The organism is Actinomyces marseillensis, from assembly GCF_900155605.1.
Classification (GTDB): domain Bacteria; phylum Actinomycetota; class Actinomycetes; order Actinomycetales; family Actinomycetaceae; genus Pauljensenia; species Pauljensenia marseillensis.
Genome location: NZ_LT707420.1, coordinates 212,937 through 235,366 on the forward strand (window position 1 = coordinate 212,937; position 22,430 = coordinate 235,366).

Below are 22,430 nucleotides of genomic sequence, written 5' to 3' on the forward strand. Positions count from 1 at the left end.
ATTACCAGTTCAACGACCTCTTCTTCAAAACAGGGAAAACTCAAGCACACACCGTCTGATACGCGTTTAGCACCATCGCAATCATTGTTCCGAAGACATCGCCATCATCAGAGAATTCTGGCTATTAGGCTCGCGACTCGTCCCACGCCATCTGCGCCAAGAAGGTTCCTTGATCGCGCGAGACGACCAGGCCTCGGCCCTTGGGGAGCATACGCGGACGTTCGCGGCCAATGACCATGCCCTCTGAGGGGTTACCCGACATCATGATGCCCGTTGCTGACAGTTCAGACAGGGCCTGCAAAACAGACTCGTAGGCTGCGCGCGAAGCACCACCCATGCGGCGAGTAATCACCAGGTGGAAACCAATGTCTTGCGCCTGAGACAGCAAGGGAATCAGCGGCGCAAGCGGCGAACCACTCAAACCACCCGTAGAGATCAAGTCGTAGTCATCGACCAGGACCCACGCCTCTGACCCCTTCCACCAGTTGCGCTGACGCAACTGCTCGGGAGTAACGTCCGGTCCGGGAAGCCGCATGCGCAGCTGCTCGGCAACCGCCTCCATGCTGCCCAAGATCTCATCACGGTTCGAGATGTACATCGGCATGTCTTGTTCGCTCCACTCGCCCAGAAGGGAGCGGCGAACATCGACAACGACCAGCATGGCGCGCCGGCTTCCCGGCTTGGCCAAGACCTGATTGCCCAGGTTGCGCAAGAAGGAACTCTTTCCGCACTTCGCATCGCCAAAAACGTACATGTGCGACTCGTTGTCGAGGTCGAAAGTCCACGGCTTCAAGCGGCGTTCTTCCAGACCCAGAACGATCCTCTTCTGCGGACCGTGAATGGCCTCGATCTGCGAGACTGTGATCTTCTCAGGCAGCAGGCGCAGGCGCGGACCAAGCTCGGTCGCGGAAGCAATGCGAACAAGGGTCGCCTCGACACCTTCACCGATCGTTTGAGGATCATGGATCCCATCGGCGCGCGGCAAGGCAACAAGCATGTGGTGACCCGTCATCGACAGACCGCGACCCGGGCGCCCCTCGGGGACCTTGCTTCCCTTTTCACGGCGGAACTCCGAATCCGAAGGATCACCCATGCGCAGCTCAAGACGCGAACCGAAAATATCCTGCATCTGAAGACGGAAGTCCATCTTGCGCAACGCGGTTGCAATGAAGTGGACACCGAAGGAGAGCGCGCGCTCAGCCATGAGGCGAATGCGGTCTTCCGCATCGGGGAAGTCGCTTCGCAGGGTTCCCCAACCGTCGACGACTAGGAAGATATCGCCATAGCCATCGTCGAAGCGTCCCTGTGCACGGCCTCGGCGATAGGTCGCCATAGAGTCGATGCGGTTCGCGCGGAAGTAGGCGGCGCGGTCCTCGATGATGCCCTCAATTTCAGAGACCATACGGTTCAAGATGTCCTCGTCGTCTCGGGAGGCAACGCCCGCGATGTGGGCTGCTCCCTCGAAAGCCGCGAAAGTGCCCGAGAAATCGATGACGAAGAATTGAACTTCCTTCGGCGTGTGCGTCAAGGACAGTGCCATGACCACAGAACGCAGGGCGGTCGACTTACCTGAAAGCGGACCACCGAGGATCGACATGTGACCGCCGGCCCCGGAGAAGTCGTATTCCAGGGTCTCGCGGCGCTGCTCGTGAGGAAGGTCGACAATACCGAGCGGAATGTGCAGCGGTCCCTTCGCGCGCCATTCGTGCGAAATGAGGCCGAGCTCGGGATCCACGGCCAGGTCTGGCATGAGCGAATCCATGGTCTCGGGGACATCCAAGGGCGGGAGCCACACCTGGTGGGCGGGCATTCCCTTACCCTTCATGCGCGCCACCGCAATGTCGATTTCCGTCATGCCCTCCCAGCGCTCGTCGCCGGGGGCAACGAGGCCGCCCTCGGGAACGTCATCCTCGGGAGTCTCATCTAGGACCTCTCCCAGCGAGAAAGGCAGCAGGCGGATACGCGCGGTTTCGGCCTGCGCGCTGGGCAGTACGCTACGAGGCGGCGGCGGGGCTGCGACGTAGGAGGCGCGGAAACGGATCAGCTGATCCGTGCCCGGCTGGAGGAAGCCCGAACCCGGGTAGGGAGGAAGATCGTAGGCGTCCGTTACGCCCAGGACTTCTCGCGATTCAGAGGCCGAAAAGGTCTTCAGACCAATGCGGTAGGACAGGTGCGAATCCAAGCCCTTGAGCTTGCCGGATTCCAGGCGCTGCGAGGACAGCAGAATGTGGATCGACAAGGATCGGCCCAGACGACCAATGGCGACGAAGAGTTCGCCGAAGTCAGGCTTCGCGGTCAAGAGTTCAGAGAACTCGTCGAGGATGATGAAGAGCGCAGGAAGCACGGGATAGTTGTGTTTCCCAGCCAAACGGTCCTCTTCGTAATCGGTGACGTTGGCGTAGTTACCCGCATCGCGCAGGATCTCCTGGCGGCGAACCATTTCACCGTGGAGAGCGTCCTCCATACGATCAACCAAGGACAGTTCCGATTCCAGGTTCGAAATCATGGCCGAGACATGGGGCAGATCAGACATGCCCGCGAAGGTCGCGCCACCCTTGAAGTCGACCAGAACGAAGTTGAGCTGTTCGGGAGAGTGAGTGAGCGCCAGGGCCAAGACCAAGGTACGCAACACTTCGGACTTACCTGAACCGGTCGCACCGATCAGCAGGCCGTGGGGGCCCATACCCTGTTGGGCGGCTTCCTTGATGTCCAAGACAACCGGGATGCCCTCGGGGGTCACCGCGAAAGGCACGCGCAAGCGGTCACGACCAACCCTGCGCTTCCACTGGTGATCGGCATCGAAATCGCGAATATCTCCGATATTGAGCAATTCCATGAGGTCTTGGGAACGCTTGGGATCGGGCTTACCGACGGGGGTTGCCGCATCCCTGCCGCCAGCGGTCAGGAAGCGAGTCAGGCGGCGGGCCACGGCCTCGGCCTGCGGAATTCCCATGAAGTCCGCGTTGGCAAGCACAGGCTTGGCCTCCAGGAGCAGGATCTCCATGGGGGTGCGCTCGTCCGAGCTCGGGTGAAGGAGGAGGCGCACGCCCGTGGGGGAAGCGAACATCCCCCACGAGGTGAGGACCTTGATGATCGTCACGCCCGCGCAGCCCTCGATAGAGCCCAGGTGGGAGTCCGGGGGAAGTTCTAGGCCGTCGGTGACGACGATGAGGTGCGGCCAGGGGCTGGCGTCGTTTCGAGGCTGGAAGTGGCCTCGGGTCGTCATTTCCTCGCCCAGGAGCTGCTCGAGTTCGGCGTAGCTCGTGCACACCATGCGCGCGCCACCCAGGGCGTCGGTCACTTCGGCGGAGCGGATGTGAGGAAGCCACTTCATCCACTCCCACTGGGAGAGATTCTCTGGGCTGGTGAGCACCGCGATCTTCAAGGCTGCGTCCGGCGTCATGACCGCCAAGTGACACAAGAGCGCGCGGATTTCCCCGCGAGCAAGCTCCGCGTCACCGGCAACCTCAACGTGAGAGAACTGGCCAAGATCCAAGCTGAAGGGAAGGTTTTCAACCGTGTGGTGAACGTCGAGGAAGCGGCGCATAGCCGAGTGACACACGACATCGGGGTTAGCCATCTGCGGGATGTCTGGCTCGACCAGGCGCATTGCGAGCTCCTGATCGGATGTGCCCACGCGAGTCGAAACTGCCGTCTCGTCTCCGACTTCACGTTCCCACAGGCGCGATCCCTCTTCGGCGAGGAGCACCAGGGCATCAGGCTCAGGAAGGTACCACTGCATGAAGATCCGCTGCTTCGCGGCGATGTTGCGCACGCTGGTGCGAGTTTCGGAGAGGTAAGAGAGGTATTCGCGGCGCTGGGAGTTGAGCTTGTTCCGGTACTGGGAGACTTGGCGGTAAATGTTGAAACCGACCATGGAGAGCATCATGAAGACCATGCCGCCGGCCATTAGGAGCATGCGCGTGTTCTGCCCTTGTGTGAGCGCCATGATCACCATGACACCCATCGAGCCCATCATGGGGATGACGGTCGCGAAGATCGAGCCCATTCCCCCGGCCTCAACTTGGCTGGGCGGTTTTTCGACAGCGATTTCACCGCTGGGGAGCTCGGGGGCTTCCGTTTCATTGACGGCCATACAGTCTCCTGGAGTTCAATCTCCCGTTTTTGTTCATATCTGTATGTATCCTAGCTTGTAGCTGGGCTGCCCGTGGCATGGTGCTTGTTTCGTCGGGTAGTCTGAATGGTGACTTTTGAACAGAATTGACGACCAAATCCGGGTGATACCGAAGTGAAGGAGGGGGCGTGGCTCTCAAACAGGCGGCAGTCACTGTCACCGATGCTTCGGGTACTCAAGATCTCATTGTTCCTTTGGGGACAACAGTTACTGGTCTTCTGTCGATGCTCGATATCGATTCAACTGATCCGAGTCTTCAGATCACCGGGGCCGATGGCCGCGCTTTAAATTTGGGAGCCGTGCTGGGAACCGATCTCCCCCAAGGCGTCCTTATTTCCATCACTTCTGGCCGCGAGCGCCAGATTCAAGAACAGCGCGCGATCGAGAGGACCTCCGACCCTTGGTTCCGCCCCTCCCTGGTCTTAACCATCTGCGGTCTTCTTGCGTGCGCAATGGACGCGCTCCTGATCTTCTGTGCGCTCATTGCTCCCCGTTTTGCAACGAAGTTGTCCCTTCCCTGGTGGGCAACGCTCACGGTCGGGGCTCTGTCCTTGGTACTGTGCTTGGTCATGCTCTACCAGCGCCGAGTCCACACCAACGCGGGACTGCTGTGTGCGTGGACGCTCAGCGCGGGGATTTCTTTCCTTGGGCTGCTGCCAGCACTGGGCAACGCGCGAATCTACGCCGAGGCCTCGCAGATCATGACGATGTCGCAGGTTGCCGCGCTTCTCTTCCCCCTGTGGGGAGCGACCGGCGTGGCGCTTGGCCTGTGGCTGTGGCGCAGTACTCCCCTGAGCAGCGCACACGCAGTGAGCTGGGGGCTTCTCACGGGTTGCGCGACGGTTTTGACCTTCCTTGATGCCCCTCTTCATCGCGTTGCTCCCTTTGCTATTGCTTTCGCCGTTTGTGCGATTACTGCTTCGCCGAGCCTGTCGGTGAGGATTCCCGCCACGCAGTTGCTCGACATGCCGCTGGTGACGACTTCGGCGCCGACTGTCCGCTCCCCCGAGGTCCCCTCCCCCTCGCGCATCACGGGTCGACGCGTGAACCGCACGGTCACCGACGCAACCTCGCGCACGCGCCTGGTGCAATACGTGGGCTTGGGCTTGATCTTTGTTGGTGCGCCGGTCATTTACTCGATGGTTGGAATTCATTCGACGCGGCAGATCGCGTGCCTCGTGTTGGTCTGCGCTTCGGTGATCGCCTTGGTTGTGGTTCCCCGCGAGCGCCGCTGGGCGTCCTCGCGCGTCGTTCCTCGCGTGGGCGCGCTGATTTTGCTTGCGACGCTGTTGATTTCTCCCGCGTCCCGAGGCCTGGTTGGCAATGCCTATGCCGCGGCCGCTTTGGTCGTGCTGGGCTGCGTGTCGCTCATGTGGACTCGCATGCGCGCCGAGCAGGACCACGCGCCTTTGATCGGGCGTTTTGCTGATATTTTCCAGGCGCTTTCATTGACCGTTATTTTCCCGGCTTCTTTTTTCGCTGCGGACCTCTTTGACCTCATTCGACAGGTGGCATCATGAGCGAGCTTCGTATTACTCCGGTTCAGGTTCCTGTTTCCCAGGCACGGGGCGTGGACGAGATGGGTTTTGCCGGACAGCCGAGCTACCCTGGCCAGCCTGATTTTGCTGCTTCCATGGGATTCCCGGGACAGCCGGGGGCTTTTGCCGCGCCCGCTGCGGCACCGCGCAGCTACTCGGCACCTGCGAGCGGTGGCGCGCTGGCGGCTGCTTACCTGATCGACATGGTGTGTTTTGCGGCGCTCGCGGCCCTGGCCTGGTGGGTGTATCCCTCGTTGCCAGTTGTTGTGATTGTGGCCTGTGAGCTGTGGATTATTGCGACGTTCATCCGCGCGCGTTCGGGGCGTACTCCCGGCGCTTTTGCTATGCAGATCGCTGCTATTTCTACGCAGCCAACTCCCACCGAGCGTGGGATGGAGTTTGACCGTGCACCGGGTTTGGGCAGGCAGAGTGCACATAGCTTCATCATGTTGCTCTTGCACGTAACAGTCGTTGGACCGGTAATCACGTGGGCTATTGCTCGAGATGGCCAGACCTGGGTTGATCGCGTGTGCGGCATGGGGAACCTCGATATTCGCGCGAGCCGCTCGGGTGCGTCTGAGGCTGTTTTTGCCTCGCGTCAAACTCCCGCAAGCGAGGCCGCGCCTGGCTCAGTTGCTGCGCCCTCCCCTGCTCATCAGTGGGCTGGTCCTTCTGCTTCTCCCGAGGCCGTGCCTAGCTCAGTTGCTGCGCCTTCGCCCGCTTCGATGGCTCCGCCTACGACTGCTCCGGTCCAGGTTGCTCCACCCGTAGCGCCTGTGGCTGCGCCCGATCCGGTGGTTATGTCTGCTCCGGCTCCTACCGGGGCGCCGGTGGAAGCACCGATTGTCGCTCCCGCGCCTACGGGTGCTCCTGTTTCGATGGCTGCTCCTGCTGTTTCGGCGCCCGTTCAGCAGCCGGTTCCACCGGCGGGGCCCGCNTGAAACCGACCATGGAGAGCATCATGAAGACCATGCCGCCGGCCATTAGGAGCATGCGCGTGTTCTGCCCTTGTGTGAGCGCCATGATCACCATGACACCCATCGAGCCCATCATGGGGATGACGGTCGCGAAGATCGAGCCCATTCCCCCGGCCTCAACTTGGCTGGGCGGTTTTTCGACAGCGATTTCACCGCTGGGGAGCTCGGGGGCTTCCGTTTCATTGACGGCCATACAGTCTCCTGGAGTTCAATCTCCCGTTTTTGTTCATATCTGTATGTATCCTAGCTTGTAGCTGGGCTGCCCGTGGCATGGTGCTTGTTTCGTCGGGTAGTCTGAATGGTGACTTTTGAACAGAATTGACGACCAAATCCGGGTGATACCGAAGTGAAGGAGGGGGCGTGGCTCTCAAACAGGCGGCAGTCACTGTCACCGATGCTTCGGGTACTCAAGATCTCATTGTTCCTTTGGGGACAACAGTTACTGGTCTTCTGTCGATGCTCGATATCGATTCAACTGATCCGAGTCTTCAGATCACCGGGGCCGATGGCCGCGCTTTAAATTTGGGAGCCGTGCTGGGAACCGATCTCCCCCAAGGCGTCCTTATTTCCATCACTTCTGGCCGCGAGCGCCAGATTCAAGAACAGCGCGCGATCGAGAGGACCTCCGACCCTTGGTTCCGCCCCTCCCTGGTCTTAACCATCTGCGGTCTTCTTGCGTGCGCAATGGACGCGCTCCTGATCTTCTGTGCGCTCATTGCTCCCCGTTTTGCAACGAAGTTGTCCCTTCCCTGGTGGGCAACGCTCACGGTCGGGGCTCTGTCCTTGGTACTGTGCTTGGTCATGCTCTACCAGCGCCGAGTCCACACCAACGCGGGACTGCTGTGTGCGTGGACGCTCAGCGCGGGGATTTCTTTCCTTGGGCTGCTGCCAGCACTGGGCAACGCGCGAATCTACGCCGAGGCCTCGCAGATCATGACGATGTCGCAGGTTGCCGCGCTTCTCTTCCCCCTGTGGGGAGCGACCGGCGTGGCGCTTGGCCTGTGGCTGTGGCGCAGTACTCCCCTGAGCAGCGCACACGCAGTGAGCTGGGGGCTTCTCACGGGTTGCGCGACGGTTTTGACCTTCCTTGATGCCCCTCTTCATCGCGTTGCTCCCTTTGCTATTGCTTTCGCCGTTTGTGCGATTACTGCTTCGCCGAGCCTGTCGGTGAGGATTCCCGCCACGCAGTTGCTCGACATGCCGCTGGTGACGACTTCGGCGCCGACTGTCCGCTCCCCCGAGGTCCCCTCCCCCTCGCGCATCACGGGTCGACGCGTGAACCGCACGGTCACCGACGCAACCTCGCGCACGCGCCTGGTGCAATACGTGGGCTTGGGCTTGATCTTTGTTGGTGCGCCGGTCATTTACTCGATGGTTGGAATTCATTCGACGCGGCAGATCGCGTGCCTCGTGTTGGTCTGCGCTTCGGTGATCGCCTTGGTTGTGGTTCCCCGCGAGCGCCGCTGGGCGTCCTCGCGCGTCGTTCCTCGCGTGGGCGCGCTGATTTTGCTTGCGACGCTGTTGATTTCTCCCGCGTCCCGAGGCCTGGTTGGCAATGCCTATGCCGCGGCCGCTTTGGTCGTGCTGGGCTGCGTGTCGCTCATGTGGACTCGCATGCGCGCCGAGCAGGACCACGCGCCTTTGATCGGGCGTTTTGCTGATATTTTCCAGGCGCTTTCATTGACCGTTATTTTCCCGGCTTCTTTTTTCGCTGCGGACCTCTTTGACCTCATTCGACAGGTGGCATCATGAGCGAGCTTCGTATTACTCCGGTTCAGGTTCCTGTTTCCCAGGCACGGGGCGTGGACGAGATGGGTTTTGCCGGACAGCCGAGCTACCCTGGCCAGCCTGATTTTGCTGCTTCCATGGGATTCCCGGGACAGCCGGGGGCTTTTGCCGCGCCCGCTGCGGCACCGCGCAGCTACTCGGCACCTGCGAGCGGTGGCGCGCTGGCGGCTGCTTACCTGATCGACATGGTGTGTTTTGCGGCGCTCGCGGCCCTGGCCTGGTGGGTGTATCCCTCGTTGCCAGTTGTTGTGATTGTGGCCTGTGAGCTGTGGATTATTGCGACGTTCATCCGCGCGCGTTCGGGGCGTACTCCCGGCGCTTTTGCTATGCAGATCGCTGCTATTTCTACGCAGCCAACTCCCACCGAGCGTGGGATGGAGTTTGACCGTGCACCGGGTTTGGGCAGGCAGAGTGCACATAGCTTCATCATGTTGCTCTTGCACGTAACAGTCGTTGGACCGGTAATCACGTGGGCTATTGCTCGAGATGGCCAGACCTGGGTTGATCGCGTGTGCGGCATGGGGAACCTCGATATTCGCGCGAGCCGCTCGGGTGCGTCTGAGGCTGTTTTTGCCTCGCGTCAAACTCCCGCAAGCGAGGCCGCGCCTGGCTCAGTTGCTGCGCCCTCCCCTGCTCATCAGTGGGCTGGTCCTTCTGCTTCTCCCGAGGCCGTGCCTAGCTCAGTTGCTGCGCCTTCGCCCGCTTCGATGGCTCCGCCTACGACTGCTCCGGTCCAGGTTGCTCCACCCGTAGCGCCTGTGGCTGCGCCCGATCCGGTGGTTATGTCTGCTCCGGCTCCTACCGGGGCGCCGGTGGAAGCACCGATTGTCGCTCCCGCGCCTACGGGTGCTCCTGTTTCGATGGCTGCTCCTGCTGTTTCGGCGCCCGTTCAGCAGCCGGTTCCACCGGCGGGGCCCGCTGTTCCCGCACGTCATGGCGGGGCCTCGGCAATGCCGAAGGTTCCCCAAGCGCCAACCCCGCAGGCAAGCGCACCGCGGCAGGCCGCGCCGAGGCCTTCTTTCGCGTCGGCTCCGACGCTGGCAATCATTGTTGATGACGGGCAGCGCATTGAGGTGAATGCTCAGATTGTTCTGGGGCGCGCACCCGAGCAGACTCCTGCGGACGCGCAGGCCATTGCGATTGCGGACTCGACGCGTTCGCTTTCGCGCACGCACCTGCGCGTTGCGCCCGCCGACGGTGAGGCCTTGTGGATCGAGGACACATTCTCGGCGAATGGCACGCGACTGCAGGCGCCCGACGGCTCAACCCAGCCGCTGCCCCGTGGGCAGCGCGTCAAGGTCCCGGTTGGGACCGTGCTCTTGCTGGGTGAGCGCAGGCTGTCGGTTAGTCGATAACGGCCTTACGGCTTCGGGTTTCCACCCGCAACAATGCGACCCATGTCGCGGAGCGTTTCAGTACCTGGATCCATGTAGACGCTGTGATTACTCGTATCCGGAATTTCCGACAAGCTGGGAACACCCCAAGGATTATATTCTGCGCTGCCGGTCGCATCGTCTGAAATATGCGTAAAACCAGATCCCGGAGCCATAGGATTCATCCCAAGCTGTCCGACTCCATTCGCTTCTAACCCGAGCGCTAAAGCGAGACCGCCCCCCGGAATAAGGCCAGCTAATAAACTATACGCATAGTATCTCTTGCCACCAGCTCCCTGGACAAAGTCGCCCCCTGGTACGCCAGAAACGAAACGACGCTCTTCAGGAACGTGTATCTCTGAGGGGTCATAGGTTCCCATTCCAGGAGAGCCGAACAATATTTCATTGTCAACGACGCCGTCTGCAATCTTTGTCGTTGCTCTTCCAGAAACGACTGAGCCATAGGAGTGGCCCAACAAGGTCATATTTGCGTCCCCTGCGCCGTACATGCGAGACGCATTCACTCCCGTTAAGAAACCGGCCAGTTTATTTGATCCCTTATCAGCTAAATCAATTGTCGCAATCTCTGCATTTCCTTCCATGTCAAAGGAAGGTCCCGGAGGTGCCTCGTATCCCAGCCATGAGACTACTGCCACATCTTTTGGATCAATATTGCCCTCTGCGACTGCCGCACTGCGCAGGTTCGCACCCCGCTTAATTTCGTTTTGAAGACTATTCTCTACCGTCGTTCCGATGCCCGGTACGACGGTAGCAACGTTCTTTGCATGGTCGACGTCGCCTTGGGCCACGGCGGCCAGCACGCGTCCATTCTCTACATCGAGGGTAAGGAGCGAGCGATACTCCTGACACTGCGTTGCGCCATCTTGAAGGTTAAGTGCTGTTTCAATACTTTTGTAGGCGTCCAATCGAGCCTGAGCTTTCGTTAGACGTTCTTGGAGCTCCACATAACGGACAGAGGGGTGTCCAACACACTTTTTCAATTCAGAAGTGATTTGATTGACTTCATTCTGTGCTGCTTGCTTGAGTTTTGGTAGCCTACGGCGATTCGCGCGGTCTCGCGCCCATGCCTCAACACCGTCCGCATTACCGATAAGGTCAGGGTAGTTATCACAAAGAAATTTCTTTTGTTCGTCAGACTGCTGAGACCAGTAATCCGCACGTTGTTGTGGCGTCATCTTCGCAAAAGCAGCTTCCTCGGCTTTTGATAAAGCATGAGTCCCCCGCGCTCGATATGCCGGAGCCGTCCGCGCAGTCCCGACATTCGTCAAAAGCGCACGGAAGTCATTATCAACCTGCTCTGCCGCCCGAATTGCATTACGGACCATAGATTGGACCTCAGACTCGAGCTTGTGCCTCACCGAGAAGTCATGGCCGAAGGTGCACGTGACTGTTCCACTGTCACTGATAGTACAGTGCCTCGCAGAAGCACTTGACAGCGTATTCGCAACTAATGACTCAACTTGCTGCACCCGACCAGTTGCCTGCGTAATCGCAATGTGTACATGACGCAACTCTTCTGCAAGGTTACTCAACTCTTTATGTGCTGTACTCATCGCATTACGCAGTGCATCTGCGGTTTGCCCCTCGCCCTGAAAACTGGTGCGACGCGCCTGGAGTGTCGCGATCTGCTGATCAATTGTCTGCTTCTTCGAACTCACAGTGTCGACATAACTCGAGAGTGTCGCAGCTTTCCAGAGTTGAATTTCTGACCACGTAGGCATTTCGTCTCTTCTCCCCAANCTGCTTCTCCCGAGGCCGTGCCTAGCTCAGTTGCTGCGCCTTCGCCCGCTTCGATGGCTCCGCCTACGACTGCTCCGGTCCAGGTTGCTCCACCCGTAGCGCCTGTGGCTGCGCCCGATCCGGTGGTTATGTCTGCTCCGGCTCCTACCGGGGCGCCGGTGGAAGCACCGATTGTCGCTCCCGCGCCTACGGGTGCTCCTGTTTCGATGGCTGCTCCTGCTGTTTCGGCGCCCGTTCAGCAGCCGGTTCCACCGGCGGGGCCCGCTGTTCCCGCACGTCATGGCGGGGCCTCGGCAATGCCGAAGGTTCCCCAAGCGCCAACCCCGCAGGCAAGCGCACCGCGGCAGGCCGCGCCGAGGCCTTCTTTCGCGTCGGCTCCGACGCTGGCAATCATTGTTGATGACGGGCAGCGCATTGAGGTGAATGCTCAGATTGTTCTGGGGCGCGCACCCGAGCAGACTCCTGCGGACGCGCAGGCCATTGCGATTGCGGACTCGACGCGTTCGCTTTCGCGCACGCACCTGCGCGTTGCGCCCGCCGACGGTGAGGCCTTGTGGATCGAGGACACATTCTCGGCGAATGGCACGCGACTGCAGGCGCCCGACGGCTCAACCCAGCCGCTGCCCCGTGGGCAGCGCGTCAAGGTCCCGGTTGGGACCGTGCTCTTGCTGGGTGAGCGCAGGCTGTCGGTTAGTCGATAACGGCCTTACGGCTTCGGGTTTCCACCCGCAACAATGCGACCCATGTCGCGGAGCGTTTCAGTACCTGGATCCATGTAGACGCTGTGATTACTCGTATCCGGAATTTCCGACAAGCTGGGAACACCCCAAGGATTATATTCTGCGCTGCCGGTCGCATCGTCTGAAATATGCGTAAAACCAGATCCCGGAGCCATAGGATTCATCCCAAGCTGTCCGACTCCATTCGCTTCTAACCCGAGCGCTAAAGCGAGACCGCCCCCCGGAATAAGGCCAGCTAATAAACTATACGCATAGTATCTCTTGCCACCAGCTCCCTGGACAAAGTCGCCCCCTGGTACGCCAGAAACGAAACGACGCTCTTCAGGAACGTGTATCTCTGAGGGGTCATAGGTTCCCATTCCAGGAGAGCCGAACAATATTTCATTGTCAACGACGCCGTCTGCAATCTTTGTCGTTGCTCTTCCAGAAACGACTGAGCCATAGGAGTGGCCCAACAAGGTCATATTTGCGTCCCCTGCGCCGTACATGCGAGACGCATTCACTCCCGTTAAGAAACCGGCCAGTTTATTTGATCCCTTATCAGCTAAATCAATTGTCGCAATCTCTGCATTTCCTTCCATGTCAAAGGAAGGTCCCGGAGGTGCCTCGTATCCCAGCCATGAGACTACTGCCACATCTTTTGGATCAATATTGCCCTCTGCGACTGCCGCACTGCGCAGGTTCGCACCCCGCTTAATTTCGTTTTGAAGACTATTCTCTACCGTCGTTCCGATGCCCGGTACGACGGTAGCAACGTTCTTTGCATGGTCGACGTCGCCTTGGGCCACGGCGGCCAGCACGCGTCCATTCTCTACATCGAGGGTAAGGAGCGAGCGATACTCCTGACACTGCGTTGCGCCATCTTGAAGGTTAAGTGCTGTTTCAATACTTTTGTAGGCGTCCAATCGAGCCTGAGCTTTCGTTAGACGTTCTTGGAGCTCCACATAACGGACAGAGGGGTGTCCAACACACTTTTTCAATTCAGAAGTGATTTGATTGACTTCATTCTGTGCTGCTTGCTTGAGTTTTGGTAGCCTACGGCGATTCGCGCGGTCTCGCGCCCATGCCTCAACACCGTCCGCATTACCGATAAGGTCAGGGTAGTTATCACAAAGAAATTTCTTTTGTTCGTCAGACTGCTGAGACCAGTAATCCGCACGTTGTTGTGGCGTCATCTTCGCAAAAGCAGCTTCCTCGGCTTTTGATAAAGCATGAGTCCCCCGCGCTCGATATGCCGGAGCCGTCCGCGCAGTCCCGACATTCGTCAAAAGCGCACGGAAGTCATTATCAACCTGCTCTGCCGCCCGAATTGCATTACGGACCATAGATTGGACCTCAGACTCGAGCTTGTGCCTCACCGAGAAGTCATGGCCGAAGGTGCACGTGACTGTTCCACTGTCACTGATAGTACAGTGCCTCGCAGAAGCACTTGACAGCGTATTCGCAACTAATGACTCAACTTGCTGCACCCGACCAGTTGCCTGCGTAATCGCAATGTGTACATGACGCAACTCTTCTGCAAGGTTACTCAACTCTTTATGTGCTGTACTCATCGCATTACGCAGTGCATCTGCGGTTTGCCCCTCGCCCTGAAAACTGGTGCGACGCGCCTGGAGTGTCGCGATCTGCTGATCAATTGTCTGCTTCTTCGAACTCACAGTGTCGACATAACTCGAGAGTGTCGCAGCTTTCCAGAGTTGAATTTCTGACCACGTAGGCATTTCGTCTCTTCTCCCCAAACCTCAGGCGACCGCAAGAACTTGGGCGGTTCGACGACTTGAGCTACCACTAACAACCATGCTTCGGCTATTCCCCACTGCCTGGGTGTTCTGCTGCTCGGTGAGTTGCAAGTTCACTCCTGCAGCCTTCGCTGCGCTGGCAAGTTCGTAGAGAGCTTTCGAATGGGTAACAAGCAGAGATTGAAAACGCGATTCAGCGGATGAAGCTGCCGCGACCGATCGGGAAGCACCCGGCATCGCAGATTGAACAACCTCCGAAAAATCATTAATCTGTGCGCCCTGAAGCTCAGACGCCACATTACTGAGATCCTGTGACGCGGAGTCATACTCCGCCGAGACGCAATTGATAACAGCCATCGCGCAACCTCCCATAACAAACAGCACTAGTAAAAAACCAGTCAGCCTTGACTGAAAATATTGAATTCATTTATGTATCGACTGGATTCTCTTTACCAGCACAACACATTTGTTGCACCGATCACACTAGCATTGCTGAACAGATGGTTCAACATTGCCAAGGATTTTGATCACTCTTCCGGGATGTCGATATCGACGCGCCCCACAATGAAATCGCGCGGGTTCTCCGTCGTCCCATCCGAGGGACGCAAACCCGTCTGATAGCGCATCAAGGCCGCTTTCCCCTCGTGAACGGTCACATACAAGAAGCCCCCATTGACCGGGTCACTCCACGACAACTGGCGCACACCGCCCTTGTCTGACCCCAACTCATAATCAGAGTAGGTTTCAGACAAGACCTCGCGCCCGATCCTCTCAACCTCGGGGACGGGAACATAAGGACCAGCAACATCTTGCCCCACAAGCTCCCACGCTGGCTGCTCGTGGCCTGACGATTGGTCAGTTTCTTTGTTGATCGCCGACCCAAAACTACGCGCTTCCCACGCGCCTCCGCCACCGGCCTCGGTAAGGCGACGACGGAACTCAAGAATCTTCGGTTCCTCATCACGCTGGAACGCCTGAATGGACTGACGCTGCTCCAGGGGGAGGCTTCCATCCCAATAGACCATGCTTGTTGCCTTTCCGCTCTTAGATGGTGACGCCGATTGCGTAGTCGTACTCTGGGGGCCCTTAAGGAAGGGCGAACATGCGACTAGGGCCAGCGCACACATTGCCCCCAGCACAGGCGGCCACACAGCGCGCATCAGCGCTTCACCCCCGCAGCGACGCGACCGATATCCTGTAGCGTTTCGGTGCCATCTTCCAAATAGATGCTGTGGTTATCAAAGTTGAAATTAAACGGCTTACTTGCGGGGGCGTCCTTGTTGTATTTCGGCGAGCCTGTCGCATCGTCCGAGAGGTGAGTAAACCCTGAATCAGAGTCCATGGGATTCTTGCCCAAGCTACCGACGATTCCGCCTCTGATTGCCCCCATACCCTGGACACTATCGCCCTTCGGGACGCCCGAGACCCACAGATGATTTTGGTCAACGTGGTAGTTTTTCGCATCGTAGGTCCCCATACCGGGAGAACCACACAGCACCAGGTCATCGATCACGCCGTACTTGACCTTTGTTGCTGCCATGCCAGAGGTACTCGAGCCATAGGAATGGCCGACGAGGGTCATGTGCGCATCGCCCGCGCCATAGTCACGCGACGCCTGCATACCGTTCATGAAACCAGCCAAACGGTCTGAACCCGCTTGAGCGAGGAAGGGGGAAACAATCCCCGGAATATTCTGAGGCTGCTTCCAATCAGCCTTACCCGGGGCGTCATAGCCCAGCCAGGCAACAGTCGCGACATCACGCGCAGACAGGTTCCCCTGAGCCATCGCAGCGCTACGGAGGTTTTTGGTTTGTCGCATGTAGTCACCCATGCTGCCTTCGACTGTCGTGCCGATACCGGGGACAAAAGTCGCCACGTTCTTCGCATGATCAACGTCGCCTTGACCCATCGCGGCCTTGACTCGCGCACCATCGTTTTGAAGAGTCAGGAGCGATACAGGATCCCCCTTCTTCCCGTGCTGGTAGTCCTCAAGGCTTATGCCCTTGTCGAGCTGTTCTTGCACGGCGTCATAGGCTTTCACTGCCTTCTCTGCCTTATCCAGCTCACTCAGATAGTACGCACGGGTATTGCTATCAATCCACGGGCTTTTCAGGAGCTCCGTGTACGTGGAGACATTGTCCTTTGCTTCCTGCTTCAGTTTCGGGAGACGATTTCTGTTCGCTCGGTCCCGTGCCCAGCCCTCAACGCCGTCAGCGTTACCGATCAGATCCGGGTACTTGTCACACAGATGCTGCTTCTGCGCCTCAGATTGCTGCGACCAATACTTCGCGCGCTCCTCCGGCGTCATCTTCTTGAACTTCTTCTGTTCAGCATCCGAGAGATCATGCGTCTGCGTCGAAGTCGATTTCGCGGTACTCCCCGGCGTCCCGACGGTTTGAAGACGAGCGTTCAACGTCGTGTCGGCAGTATTGGCCAAGTCGACCGCCTGACCCACCAATCGATTAACCGAAAATTCGATGCTCTGCCGCGTGTACTGGCTCATCGAGTTCCCAGGAGAAGTACATGTCGCTATTCCCGCCGCGGAAATCGTGCAGTGCGTCGAGGACGCCTGTTGCAGCGCCACCTTCACCGCGTTCTCGACCTGGGAAACATCACCCATTGCAACTTTGACGGCCTCTTGGATTTCTAGAAGGTCATCGGCAAGCGTCGTCAGTTCCTTGTGAGCAACGCCCATCTTCGCACGCAGCGCATCTGCAGTCGCTCCCTCGCCCTTAAAGGAAGTCATACGTGCCTGAAGAGCATCAGCCTGCTTCACGACAGTATCTCGCCTTGCGCCAACCGTCCCCGCATAGGTGGACAAACCGGCTGAACTCCAGGTCTGAATCTGGCCCCACGTTAACGACATTGTTAGTCCTTCACTACGCCTGAATTACGCCATGACGGGAGTCTTGGGTGGTGTGGGGAGCGAAACGAAGCCGTCCCCCTCCGGATAGTCGGTTGGACTCGGCGCATAGGGAGGCATCCCCTGGCCTGGCCGGTAGACGGGCGTATCCACCTGCGCCCCTCCGGTAGTCGTCGGCAGCGTCGGCATGGCGTATCCCGAGCGCAGAGGACCGCGGGCTGGGCCATTGAGCGCGGTTGCCTTTTGCGCCGCCACTGACGAGGCCGCAGAGCCCACATTCGCACCGCCAGGCACCGCCTGCCCCTGACTATTGACAGCCGCCGTATTCTGCGCTTCGGTCAGATCGAGATTCACTCCAGCGCTGCGCGCAGCGCTGGCTAGTTCGCTTAGGGCCGTGGAATGAGTCTGGAGGAGAGACGTGTAGCGAGCTTCCACGGTGCCCGCTGTCGAAATCGACTGAGCGCCATTCATCGATTCTTGGACAGTCTCGGATAGGTCGTCGATCTTTGCACCCTGTAGCTCAGCCGAGACCTGCGACAGAGTGACCGCTGTTGATCCGTATTCCCCGGCGACAACGTTGATGACGGTCATCGTGAACCCTTCGAAGAAGGAAGCGAATAGAACGATCAGTCCACTTCGACTGATCAAGTTGTTGAGTGTATGACTGTGGGTGAGCATGTGAAATGCTCACCCACAGTCATATGCATGCTTCTTATGCGCAATGCGTCGAAGAAGACTCAGCGACCAATTCCCATACCATTGAAGGTCGCTTCACCCTGCCTGTCTGTCGCAACATAGTTGCCAGCGATTCGATCCACCAATTCCGCAAAAGCAAGAAGTGCAGCGTGCATCTGCTCCATACCAGCGCTCCACTCACCCTGCTTCTGAGTGTAGGACTCCTTAGCAGCACCTTCCCATGTGGCGCTACGAGCCGCGACATCATTGTTGAACTGCTCGAGATGAGCTTTCAGAGTGTCAGCCTGAAGTTTCAGAGCCGCAGAAGTTGACATAAGCTGACCAGGGGTTACCTTGAAATCCCCACCGTTCATTTCTTTTCCGATCTACTCACATGTTCAGCATGGTTACGCCGGTCTTGGCAACAGCCTGCTGGGCATCTTGTTCGTTCTGAATAGTTTGGGCGCTGACAGAGGCAAGCGATTGGTCAAACTCAGTGAGTGCCGTCGTTGCCCTATTCGAACCTTCGTTCCAGTCATTCATAATCGAACGGAATGCCTGCGATGTTCCACCTTGCCAGCTTGCAGCCACGGTCTCTACTTCATTGCGGACCTGACCGTTCAGAGCATTGATATCCGCCTGCAGACTGCTCACCGCCTTACGGATTGCATTATAGTTCGCTTGTTCAGCAGAAATATTTGCACCGCTCACAGTTCACCCTCCTAATTGTTGTTCGGGTTTCCCCGAAGTTCTCTATGCGATTGAGACCCTGTAACGGAGGGCACAATCTCGATGTCAGGTATTACATTATCGAAGCGATCTGGGAATGCAAATACAGGTTTCATGAAACCAGCTAGGCTTAAGACAGCACTATTGAGCAAAGGAACCTCATGGCAAGCACTACCGCATCCAGGCCTCCAGCCCTTATGCCCGTTAGCATTCGCATGGGTGAGAACACCGTCGACATGTCGGTGCCGACCAACGTTGCACTGGCAGAATTTGCCCCAAATATTGTGTCGCAAATCACACAATTATCTGCGAGTTCTGCCTCTCAGGGCTACCGAATTACGAATTCTCAGGGCAAGGTCCTCGACCAAAGCCAGACTCTGATCAATCAGGGAATCCAAGCAGGATCCGTTCTGATTCTGTCGAAAATTGGCGACAGCACACAGGATTTGCGCTATGACGACCTGGTGGAAGCGGTGGGAACCGCGGTCGAAAATGATCAGGCTCCGTGGAATTCTGACAATTCGGTCGATCTTAGCACACATGCTTCTGCGCTTTTAGTCCTCACAGCAGCCGTCCTCATCTTCACAGGCGGCCGCGGAAGCACCATGGGACTCATCGTCGGATTATCCGGCGCAGTCCTCGCTTCCCTCGCCTGCGCAGTCATCGCACGCAACTCCTCACGCCTCGCACCCCTATCTCTTGCCCACTCAATTCCGATCCTCGCGGGCGCAGCTGTCATGAGCGCAATTCCCGGCTCTTGGTCAGGTCTTCCCCTTGCAGGCTTTGGAATTGCAGCGATGCTGAGCGCCTCGGTACTCCTTGTCGTCCTCCCGAAAGCCCTGCGCGGATCCGTCACGGCACCGCTCACCTACGGTTTCTCGGCCACAGCAATTGGCCTATTGACTGGCTTCGCACACCTTTCCACGCAACGCGCAGCAAGTGCGGTCTATACCTTATTAATAGTGCTTATTTTGATCGCACCCTGGTTTGCCATGGCCAGAATTCCTGTGCGCGTGACAGGAATCCAAGAAACCATCGATCCCTACGAGGTCGTCCACAAGGTTCACGAGGGTTATATTCTGACCGTTTCCCTCAAAACTGGTGCTTCACTGGGAAGCCTGATCTGTATCCCACTCCTCCTCGATACGCGCTACTCACTGCTCCTCCTGATCTGTGCCGGTGTTGCGCTCTTGCTCTCAACGCGCTCACTGCGCTCACGCACCGAAGTTCTTATCGGTGCACTTCTGGGAATCATCCTGATTCTCAGCGGCGCAATCGGAAGCGCAGTCTTGATGCCTCAGGCACTCATTCCCGTCGTTTTGCTTCTCTTCGTCGCAACCGGCTTGGTCCTGGCACTGACCGTTATTGATCCCAAGATGCGCCCATGGGTCACTCGAATCGCTGACGCACTTTCTCTTGTCAGCATGCTTGCACTAGTGCCGATCGCAACTTTGGTGTGGGGAGTGCTCTAATGCCATCTAATAAGGACATCCTCGAAGCCCAGCGATTCAACCGCCGCAGACTGGTCACCGCCTTCACTTCGGGCACTCCGGGAGGCAAGGAACTCGAATCAAAATCGACCACTCGCCCGCTCATCGTTGGAGCATCCATAGCCGCTGTTGTCGTCTTGATCGCAGTGGCAATTGGACGCTTCTTGCCGACATTGCCATCAGGCTGGGAAAACTCACACCTGATCATCACCAAGGGCGAAGGCGCACGCTACTACTCCATCGAAGGAACCCTGCGCCCGATTTCCAATGTCACTTCCGCGAAGCTTCTCAGTGAGAACGGCAAGATGGTGACCTCGTCGGTCGCGACCTCCTCACTTGAAGGTATTCCGCGAGGAAGTGCGATCGGACTGAGCGATGTCCCCGACGATATCCCTGCAGCCTCCCAGCTTCATTCCTACGAGTGGACGTCCTGCGCCTCGTCCTCAGGTATGAAAACTTGGGTCGCTGGTAACCCCGATGGGCTCCAAAACGCCAACACCGCACTGGTATCAAACGAAGGCCGTCTCTACCTGGTCTCAGGCGGCGTCCGCTACCCCATCGATCCTGCGCGGTCTCAAGCCATTATTAACGTCCTGGATCTATCGGGACGTAACGTCACCCCGGTCAGTGCAAGCTGGCTGAGTTTGTTCACCGAAGGGTCAACATTGGCCCCGCTCAACATCCCCAACTTGGGCCGCCCCGTGTCGGGAATGTCATCACGAATCACGGCCGCACAGGTCGGAACACTGATCGAAGTTGATGAATCAGGCACGCCCAGGCGCTACGTCATCACCGGCGACGGAACGATCACCCCGCTCACGGACTTCTCCTACAAGCTCTACCAGGCCTCGTGGGCAGATCGCGGAAGCCCGCAAAACCTCATGATTGACCTCTCAGAGCTCGCATCGCTGAACGTCTCCACCCAGGGAATCATTCCCGCCGACTGGCCCACTCAAGTTGGCGAGGTCCTCGGCGGCGATGAGCTGCCCTGCGCGCAGTTGACCATCAACCATTCCCAGGCCTCGACGAAGCTCATGTCCCTCTCGACCACCCAAATGGCCCAACTTAAGCCGCGCGATATCAACGTTCGCGGTGGTTCCGGCGCCCTGGTTCGAGCCTCATCTGGCGGCGCGGCAGGACCGGTCATCTTCGTCTCCGACCTCGGCAAGGCACACGGGCTGGGATCAAACCCGGCAGATTCGCTAGCGCGACTCGGCCTGCCCGAAAACGCGGTCTCTCCCCTACCCGCAGCGTGGCTCGCACTGATCCCCGAAGGGCAAGAACTCACCTCGAGTGCCGCATGGGAAACGGTGGGTGCTCAGTGACACGCGTCAAAAAGGCTCTCTTCGGATCCTGTGCTGTGCTTGCCCTCTTTGCAGGCGCAGCAATCCCCGCTGCCAACGCTGACACGCCGACACCGGAAAGCACTCAGAGTGCCTCCGAAAACGAGCACTCACAGCCCAAGGCAGGAAACGGGCCCTCGAAGGCGCCGGAAGAACCCTGCCAAATCGGCGTCGACAAGTGGCTCGCCCAAGCTCCCTCCGCGTATTCCTTCCTCGGAATGAAAGAGGCACTGGAACTCTCGCGTGGAAACGTTCGCGTTGCACTGGTTGATTCCGGAGTCGCCGCGGGCAACGCACACTTTAAGGATGTGGTAGAACCCGGCGTTGACCTCGTCGAATCCGGCGACGGGCGAAAGGACTCCTTCGGGCACGGCACCGCGATCGCCGGACAAATTGCCGCGCGAGAAGTCTCAGGTTCAGGCGTCGTTGGTTTTGCCCCGCAATCCACGATCGTCCCCGTGCGCGTCTACGTCGACTCGAGCGACGACGCCAAGCGCGCGGGCAAGGGGCCGACAGCTGCGCGAACAGCCGACGGTATTCGTTGGGCTGCAGATCAGGGAATTCGCGTGATCGTTGTCCCGCAATCCTTGACCTCTGATGATGTCGCCCTGCGCACAGCAACCCAATACGCGCACTCCAAGGGAGCGCTGGTGGTCGCCTCGGCTGGAAACGTCGAACAGAATGCGAACTCGGGTTCGCAAGACACAGCGGTCCGCTTCCCCGCGGGATACCCCGAGGCCCTGTCCGTGACCGCCGTTGATGCGCAAGGTAACCCCAGTCAGTCTGTCGTCCACGGAACGCACGTTGAAATCGCGGCTCCCGGTGCACAGATCGCAACCACCTTCTTCGCCAACGGTGACTGTATGTTCGCCGCTCAAGGTGCATCGACCTCGTACGCAACGGGATACATGGGCGCAATCACTGCACTGATCGCAGCGCGCTATCCCGATGAAACACCAGACCAGTGGAAGTACCGGCTCCTCGCAACCGCCTTGCGCAGCTCGCCTTCGCAGCGCACCGCCGAGGAAGGGTGGGGAATCGTCGCCCCCTTCAATGCGCTCAATTTTGTCAACGACGGGACCATGCCCGGGCCCCAAAACCCGATCTACCCGCCGATCCAAAAAACCGCGAACCCGGTCATAGTTAAACCGGATCTCCCCGTTGATACGACGACTCCGCGCAGACTGTGGGCACTCGGAATTTCCGGTGCGGGACTAACCATTGTCATCGCAGTCCTGCTGATCCGCCGGCTCCGCGCGAAAGACGAGTAGGGCGAGCG

The 22,430-nt window shown here is 58.6% G+C and carries 16 protein-coding genes; 7 read left to right on the forward strand and 9 right to left on the reverse strand.

The window, feature by feature from the left end; translation table 11 throughout:
• Positions 1 to 124 precede the first annotated feature (124 nt).
• Positions 125 to 4,096 (reverse strand): type VII secretion protein EccCa, encoded by a 3,972-nt coding sequence (gene eccCa / locus BQ8011_RS00900; protein ID WP_072456742.1) that lies wholly within the window; start codon positions 4,094 to 4,096, stop codon positions 125 to 127.
• Positions 4,097 to 4,263: 167 nt separating this feature from the next.
• On the opposite strand from eccCa, the gene BQ8011_RS00905 reads away from it, so the two are divergent.
• The 3 genes from BQ8011_RS00905 to BQ8011_RS00925 all read left to right on the forward strand — a co-directional run bounded on the left by BQ8011_RS00905 (position 4,264) and on the right by BQ8011_RS00925 (position 9,793).
• Positions 4,264 to 5,655, forward strand: coding sequence for a hypothetical protein (locus BQ8011_RS00905; RefSeq protein WP_072456744.1), 1,392 nt, complete (start codon positions 4,264 to 4,266; stop codon positions 5,653 to 5,655).
• Between the two features lie 1,355 nt (positions 5,656 to 7,010).
• Entirely contained in the window at positions 7,011 to 8,402 is a 1,392-nt protein-coding gene (locus tag BQ8011_RS00920) for a hypothetical protein (RefSeq protein WP_072456744.1), read from the forward strand.
• On the forward strand, positions 8,399 to 9,793 hold the full coding sequence (locus tag BQ8011_RS00925) for an FHA domain-containing protein (protein ID WP_072456747.1): 1,395 nt from the start codon (positions 8,399 to 8,401) through the stop codon (positions 9,791 to 9,793). The genes BQ8011_RS00920 and BQ8011_RS00925 overlap by 4 nt, the downstream gene beginning before the upstream one ends.
• 5 nt (positions 9,794 to 9,798) lie before the next feature.
• Here the strand turns inward: BQ8011_RS00925 and BQ8011_RS00930 are convergent, their stop codons facing one another.
• Positions 9,799 to 11,553, reverse strand: coding sequence for an alpha/beta hydrolase (locus tag BQ8011_RS00930; protein WP_072456749.1), 1,755 nt, complete (start codon positions 11,551 to 11,553; stop codon positions 9,799 to 9,801).
• Between the two features lie 36 nt (positions 11,554 to 11,589).
• Here BQ8011_RS00930 and BQ8011_RS09220 point away from each other — a divergent pair, with 36 nt between their 5' ends.
• Positions 11,590 to 12,273 (forward strand): FHA domain-containing protein, encoded by a 684-nt coding sequence (locus tag BQ8011_RS09220; RefSeq protein ID WP_077209656.1) that lies wholly within the window; start codon positions 11,590 to 11,592, stop codon positions 12,271 to 12,273.
• Between the two features lie 5 nt (positions 12,274 to 12,278).
• On the opposite strand, the gene BQ8011_RS00940 is transcribed toward BQ8011_RS09220, so the two are convergent.
• The 7 genes from BQ8011_RS00940 to BQ8011_RS00970 all read right to left on the reverse strand — a co-directional run bounded on the left by BQ8011_RS00940 (position 12,279) and on the right by BQ8011_RS00970 (position 18,300).
• Positions 12,279 to 14,033, reverse strand: coding sequence for an alpha/beta hydrolase (locus tag BQ8011_RS00940; protein WP_072456749.1), 1,755 nt, complete (start codon positions 14,031 to 14,033; stop codon positions 12,279 to 12,281).
• 21 nt (positions 14,034 to 14,054) lie between these two features.
• Positions 14,055 to 14,408 (reverse strand): hypothetical protein, encoded by a 354-nt coding sequence (locus tag BQ8011_RS00945; RefSeq protein WP_072456752.1) that lies wholly within the window; start codon positions 14,406 to 14,408, stop codon positions 14,055 to 14,057.
• A 170-nt stretch (positions 14,409 to 14,578) separates the two neighbouring features.
• Positions 14,579 to 15,076, reverse strand: a complete 498-nt coding sequence (locus BQ8011_RS00950) for a DUF4853 domain-containing protein (RefSeq protein ID WP_231945326.1) — start codon at positions 15,074 to 15,076, stop codon at positions 14,579 to 14,581.
• A 134-nt stretch (positions 15,077 to 15,210) separates the two neighbouring features.
• A complete protein-coding gene (locus BQ8011_RS00955) occupies positions 15,211 to 16,917 on the reverse strand; it encodes an alpha/beta hydrolase (protein WP_072456758.1) in 1,707 nt (568 codons plus the stop codon).
• Between the two features lie 24 nt (positions 16,918 to 16,941).
• Entirely contained in the window at positions 16,942 to 17,562 is a 621-nt protein-coding gene (locus BQ8011_RS00960; protein ID WP_197678554.1) for a hypothetical protein, read from the reverse strand.
• An 89-nt stretch (positions 17,563 to 17,651) separates the two neighbouring features.
• Positions 17,652 to 17,963 (reverse strand): WXG100 family type VII secretion target, encoded by a 312-nt coding sequence (locus tag BQ8011_RS00965; RefSeq protein ID WP_072456761.1) that lies wholly within the window; start codon positions 17,961 to 17,963, stop codon positions 17,652 to 17,654.
• Positions 17,964 to 17,979: 16 nt separating this feature from the next.
• Positions 17,980 to 18,300: a WXG100 family type VII secretion target gene (locus BQ8011_RS00970; RefSeq protein WP_072456763.1), complete on the reverse strand. Its 321-nt coding sequence runs from the start codon at positions 18,298 to 18,300 to the stop codon at positions 17,980 to 17,982.
• Positions 18,301 to 18,515: 215 nt separating this feature from the next.
• Here BQ8011_RS00970 and BQ8011_RS00975 point away from each other — a divergent pair, with 215 nt between their 5' ends.
• The 3 genes from BQ8011_RS00975 to BQ8011_RS00985 are packed head-to-tail and all read left to right on the forward strand — an operon-like array spanning position 18,516 to position 22,422.
• The gene (locus tag BQ8011_RS00975; RefSeq protein WP_268753924.1) at positions 18,516 to 19,790 is read left to right on the forward strand and encodes an EsaB/YukD family protein; all 1,275 of its coding nucleotides are present in this window, start codon (positions 18,516 to 18,518) and stop codon (positions 19,788 to 19,790) included.
• Positions 19,790 to 21,133: a type VII secretion protein EccB gene (gene eccB / locus BQ8011_RS00980; RefSeq protein WP_072456769.1), complete on the forward strand. Its 1,344-nt coding sequence runs from the start codon at positions 19,790 to 19,792 to the stop codon at positions 21,131 to 21,133. Before BQ8011_RS00975 ends, eccB begins: the two co-directional genes overlap by 1 nt.
• A complete protein-coding gene (locus BQ8011_RS00985) occupies positions 21,130 to 22,422 on the forward strand; it encodes a S8 family serine peptidase (protein WP_072456771.1) in 1,293 nt (430 codons plus the stop codon). The genes eccB and BQ8011_RS00985 overlap by 4 nt, the downstream gene beginning before the upstream one ends.
• Positions 22,423 to 22,430 lie beyond the last annotated feature (8 nt).

Coding starts and splice junctions, on each gene's coding strand:
- BQ8011_RS00955 (WP_072456758.1), bottom strand. CDS start 16,917: ATGTCGTTAACGTGGGGCCAGATTCAGACCTGGAGTTCAGCCGGTTTG.
- BQ8011_RS00940 (WP_072456749.1), bottom strand. CDS start 14,033: ATGCCTACGTGGTCAGAAATTCAACTCTGGAAAGCTGCGACACTCTCG.
- BQ8011_RS00945 (WP_072456752.1), bottom strand. CDS start 14,408: ATGGCTGTTATCAATTGCGTCTCGGCGGAGTATGACTCCGCGTCACAG.
- eccCa (WP_072456742.1), bottom strand. CDS start 4,096: ATGGCCGTCAATGAAACGGAAGCCCCCGAGCTCCCCAGCGGTGAAATC.
- BQ8011_RS00965 (WP_072456761.1), bottom strand. CDS start 17,963: ATGAACGGTGGGGATTTCAAGGTAACCCCTGGTCAGCTTATGTCAACT.
- BQ8011_RS00930 (WP_072456749.1), bottom strand. CDS start 11,553: ATGCCTACGTGGTCAGAAATTCAACTCTGGAAAGCTGCGACACTCTCG.
- BQ8011_RS00950 (WP_231945326.1), bottom strand. CDS start 15,076: ATGGTCTATTGGGATGGAAGCCTCCCCCTGGAGCAGCGTCAGTCCATT.
- BQ8011_RS00925 (WP_072456747.1), top strand. CDS start 8,399: ATGAGCGAGCTTCGTATTACTCCGGTTCAGGTTCCTGTTTCCCAGGCA.
- eccB (WP_072456769.1), top strand. CDS start 19,790: ATGCCATCTAATAAGGACATCCTCGAAGCCCAGCGATTCAACCGCCGC.
- BQ8011_RS00975 (WP_268753924.1), top strand. CDS start 18,516: ATGCCCGTTAGCATTCGCATGGGTGAGAACACCGTCGACATGTCGGTG.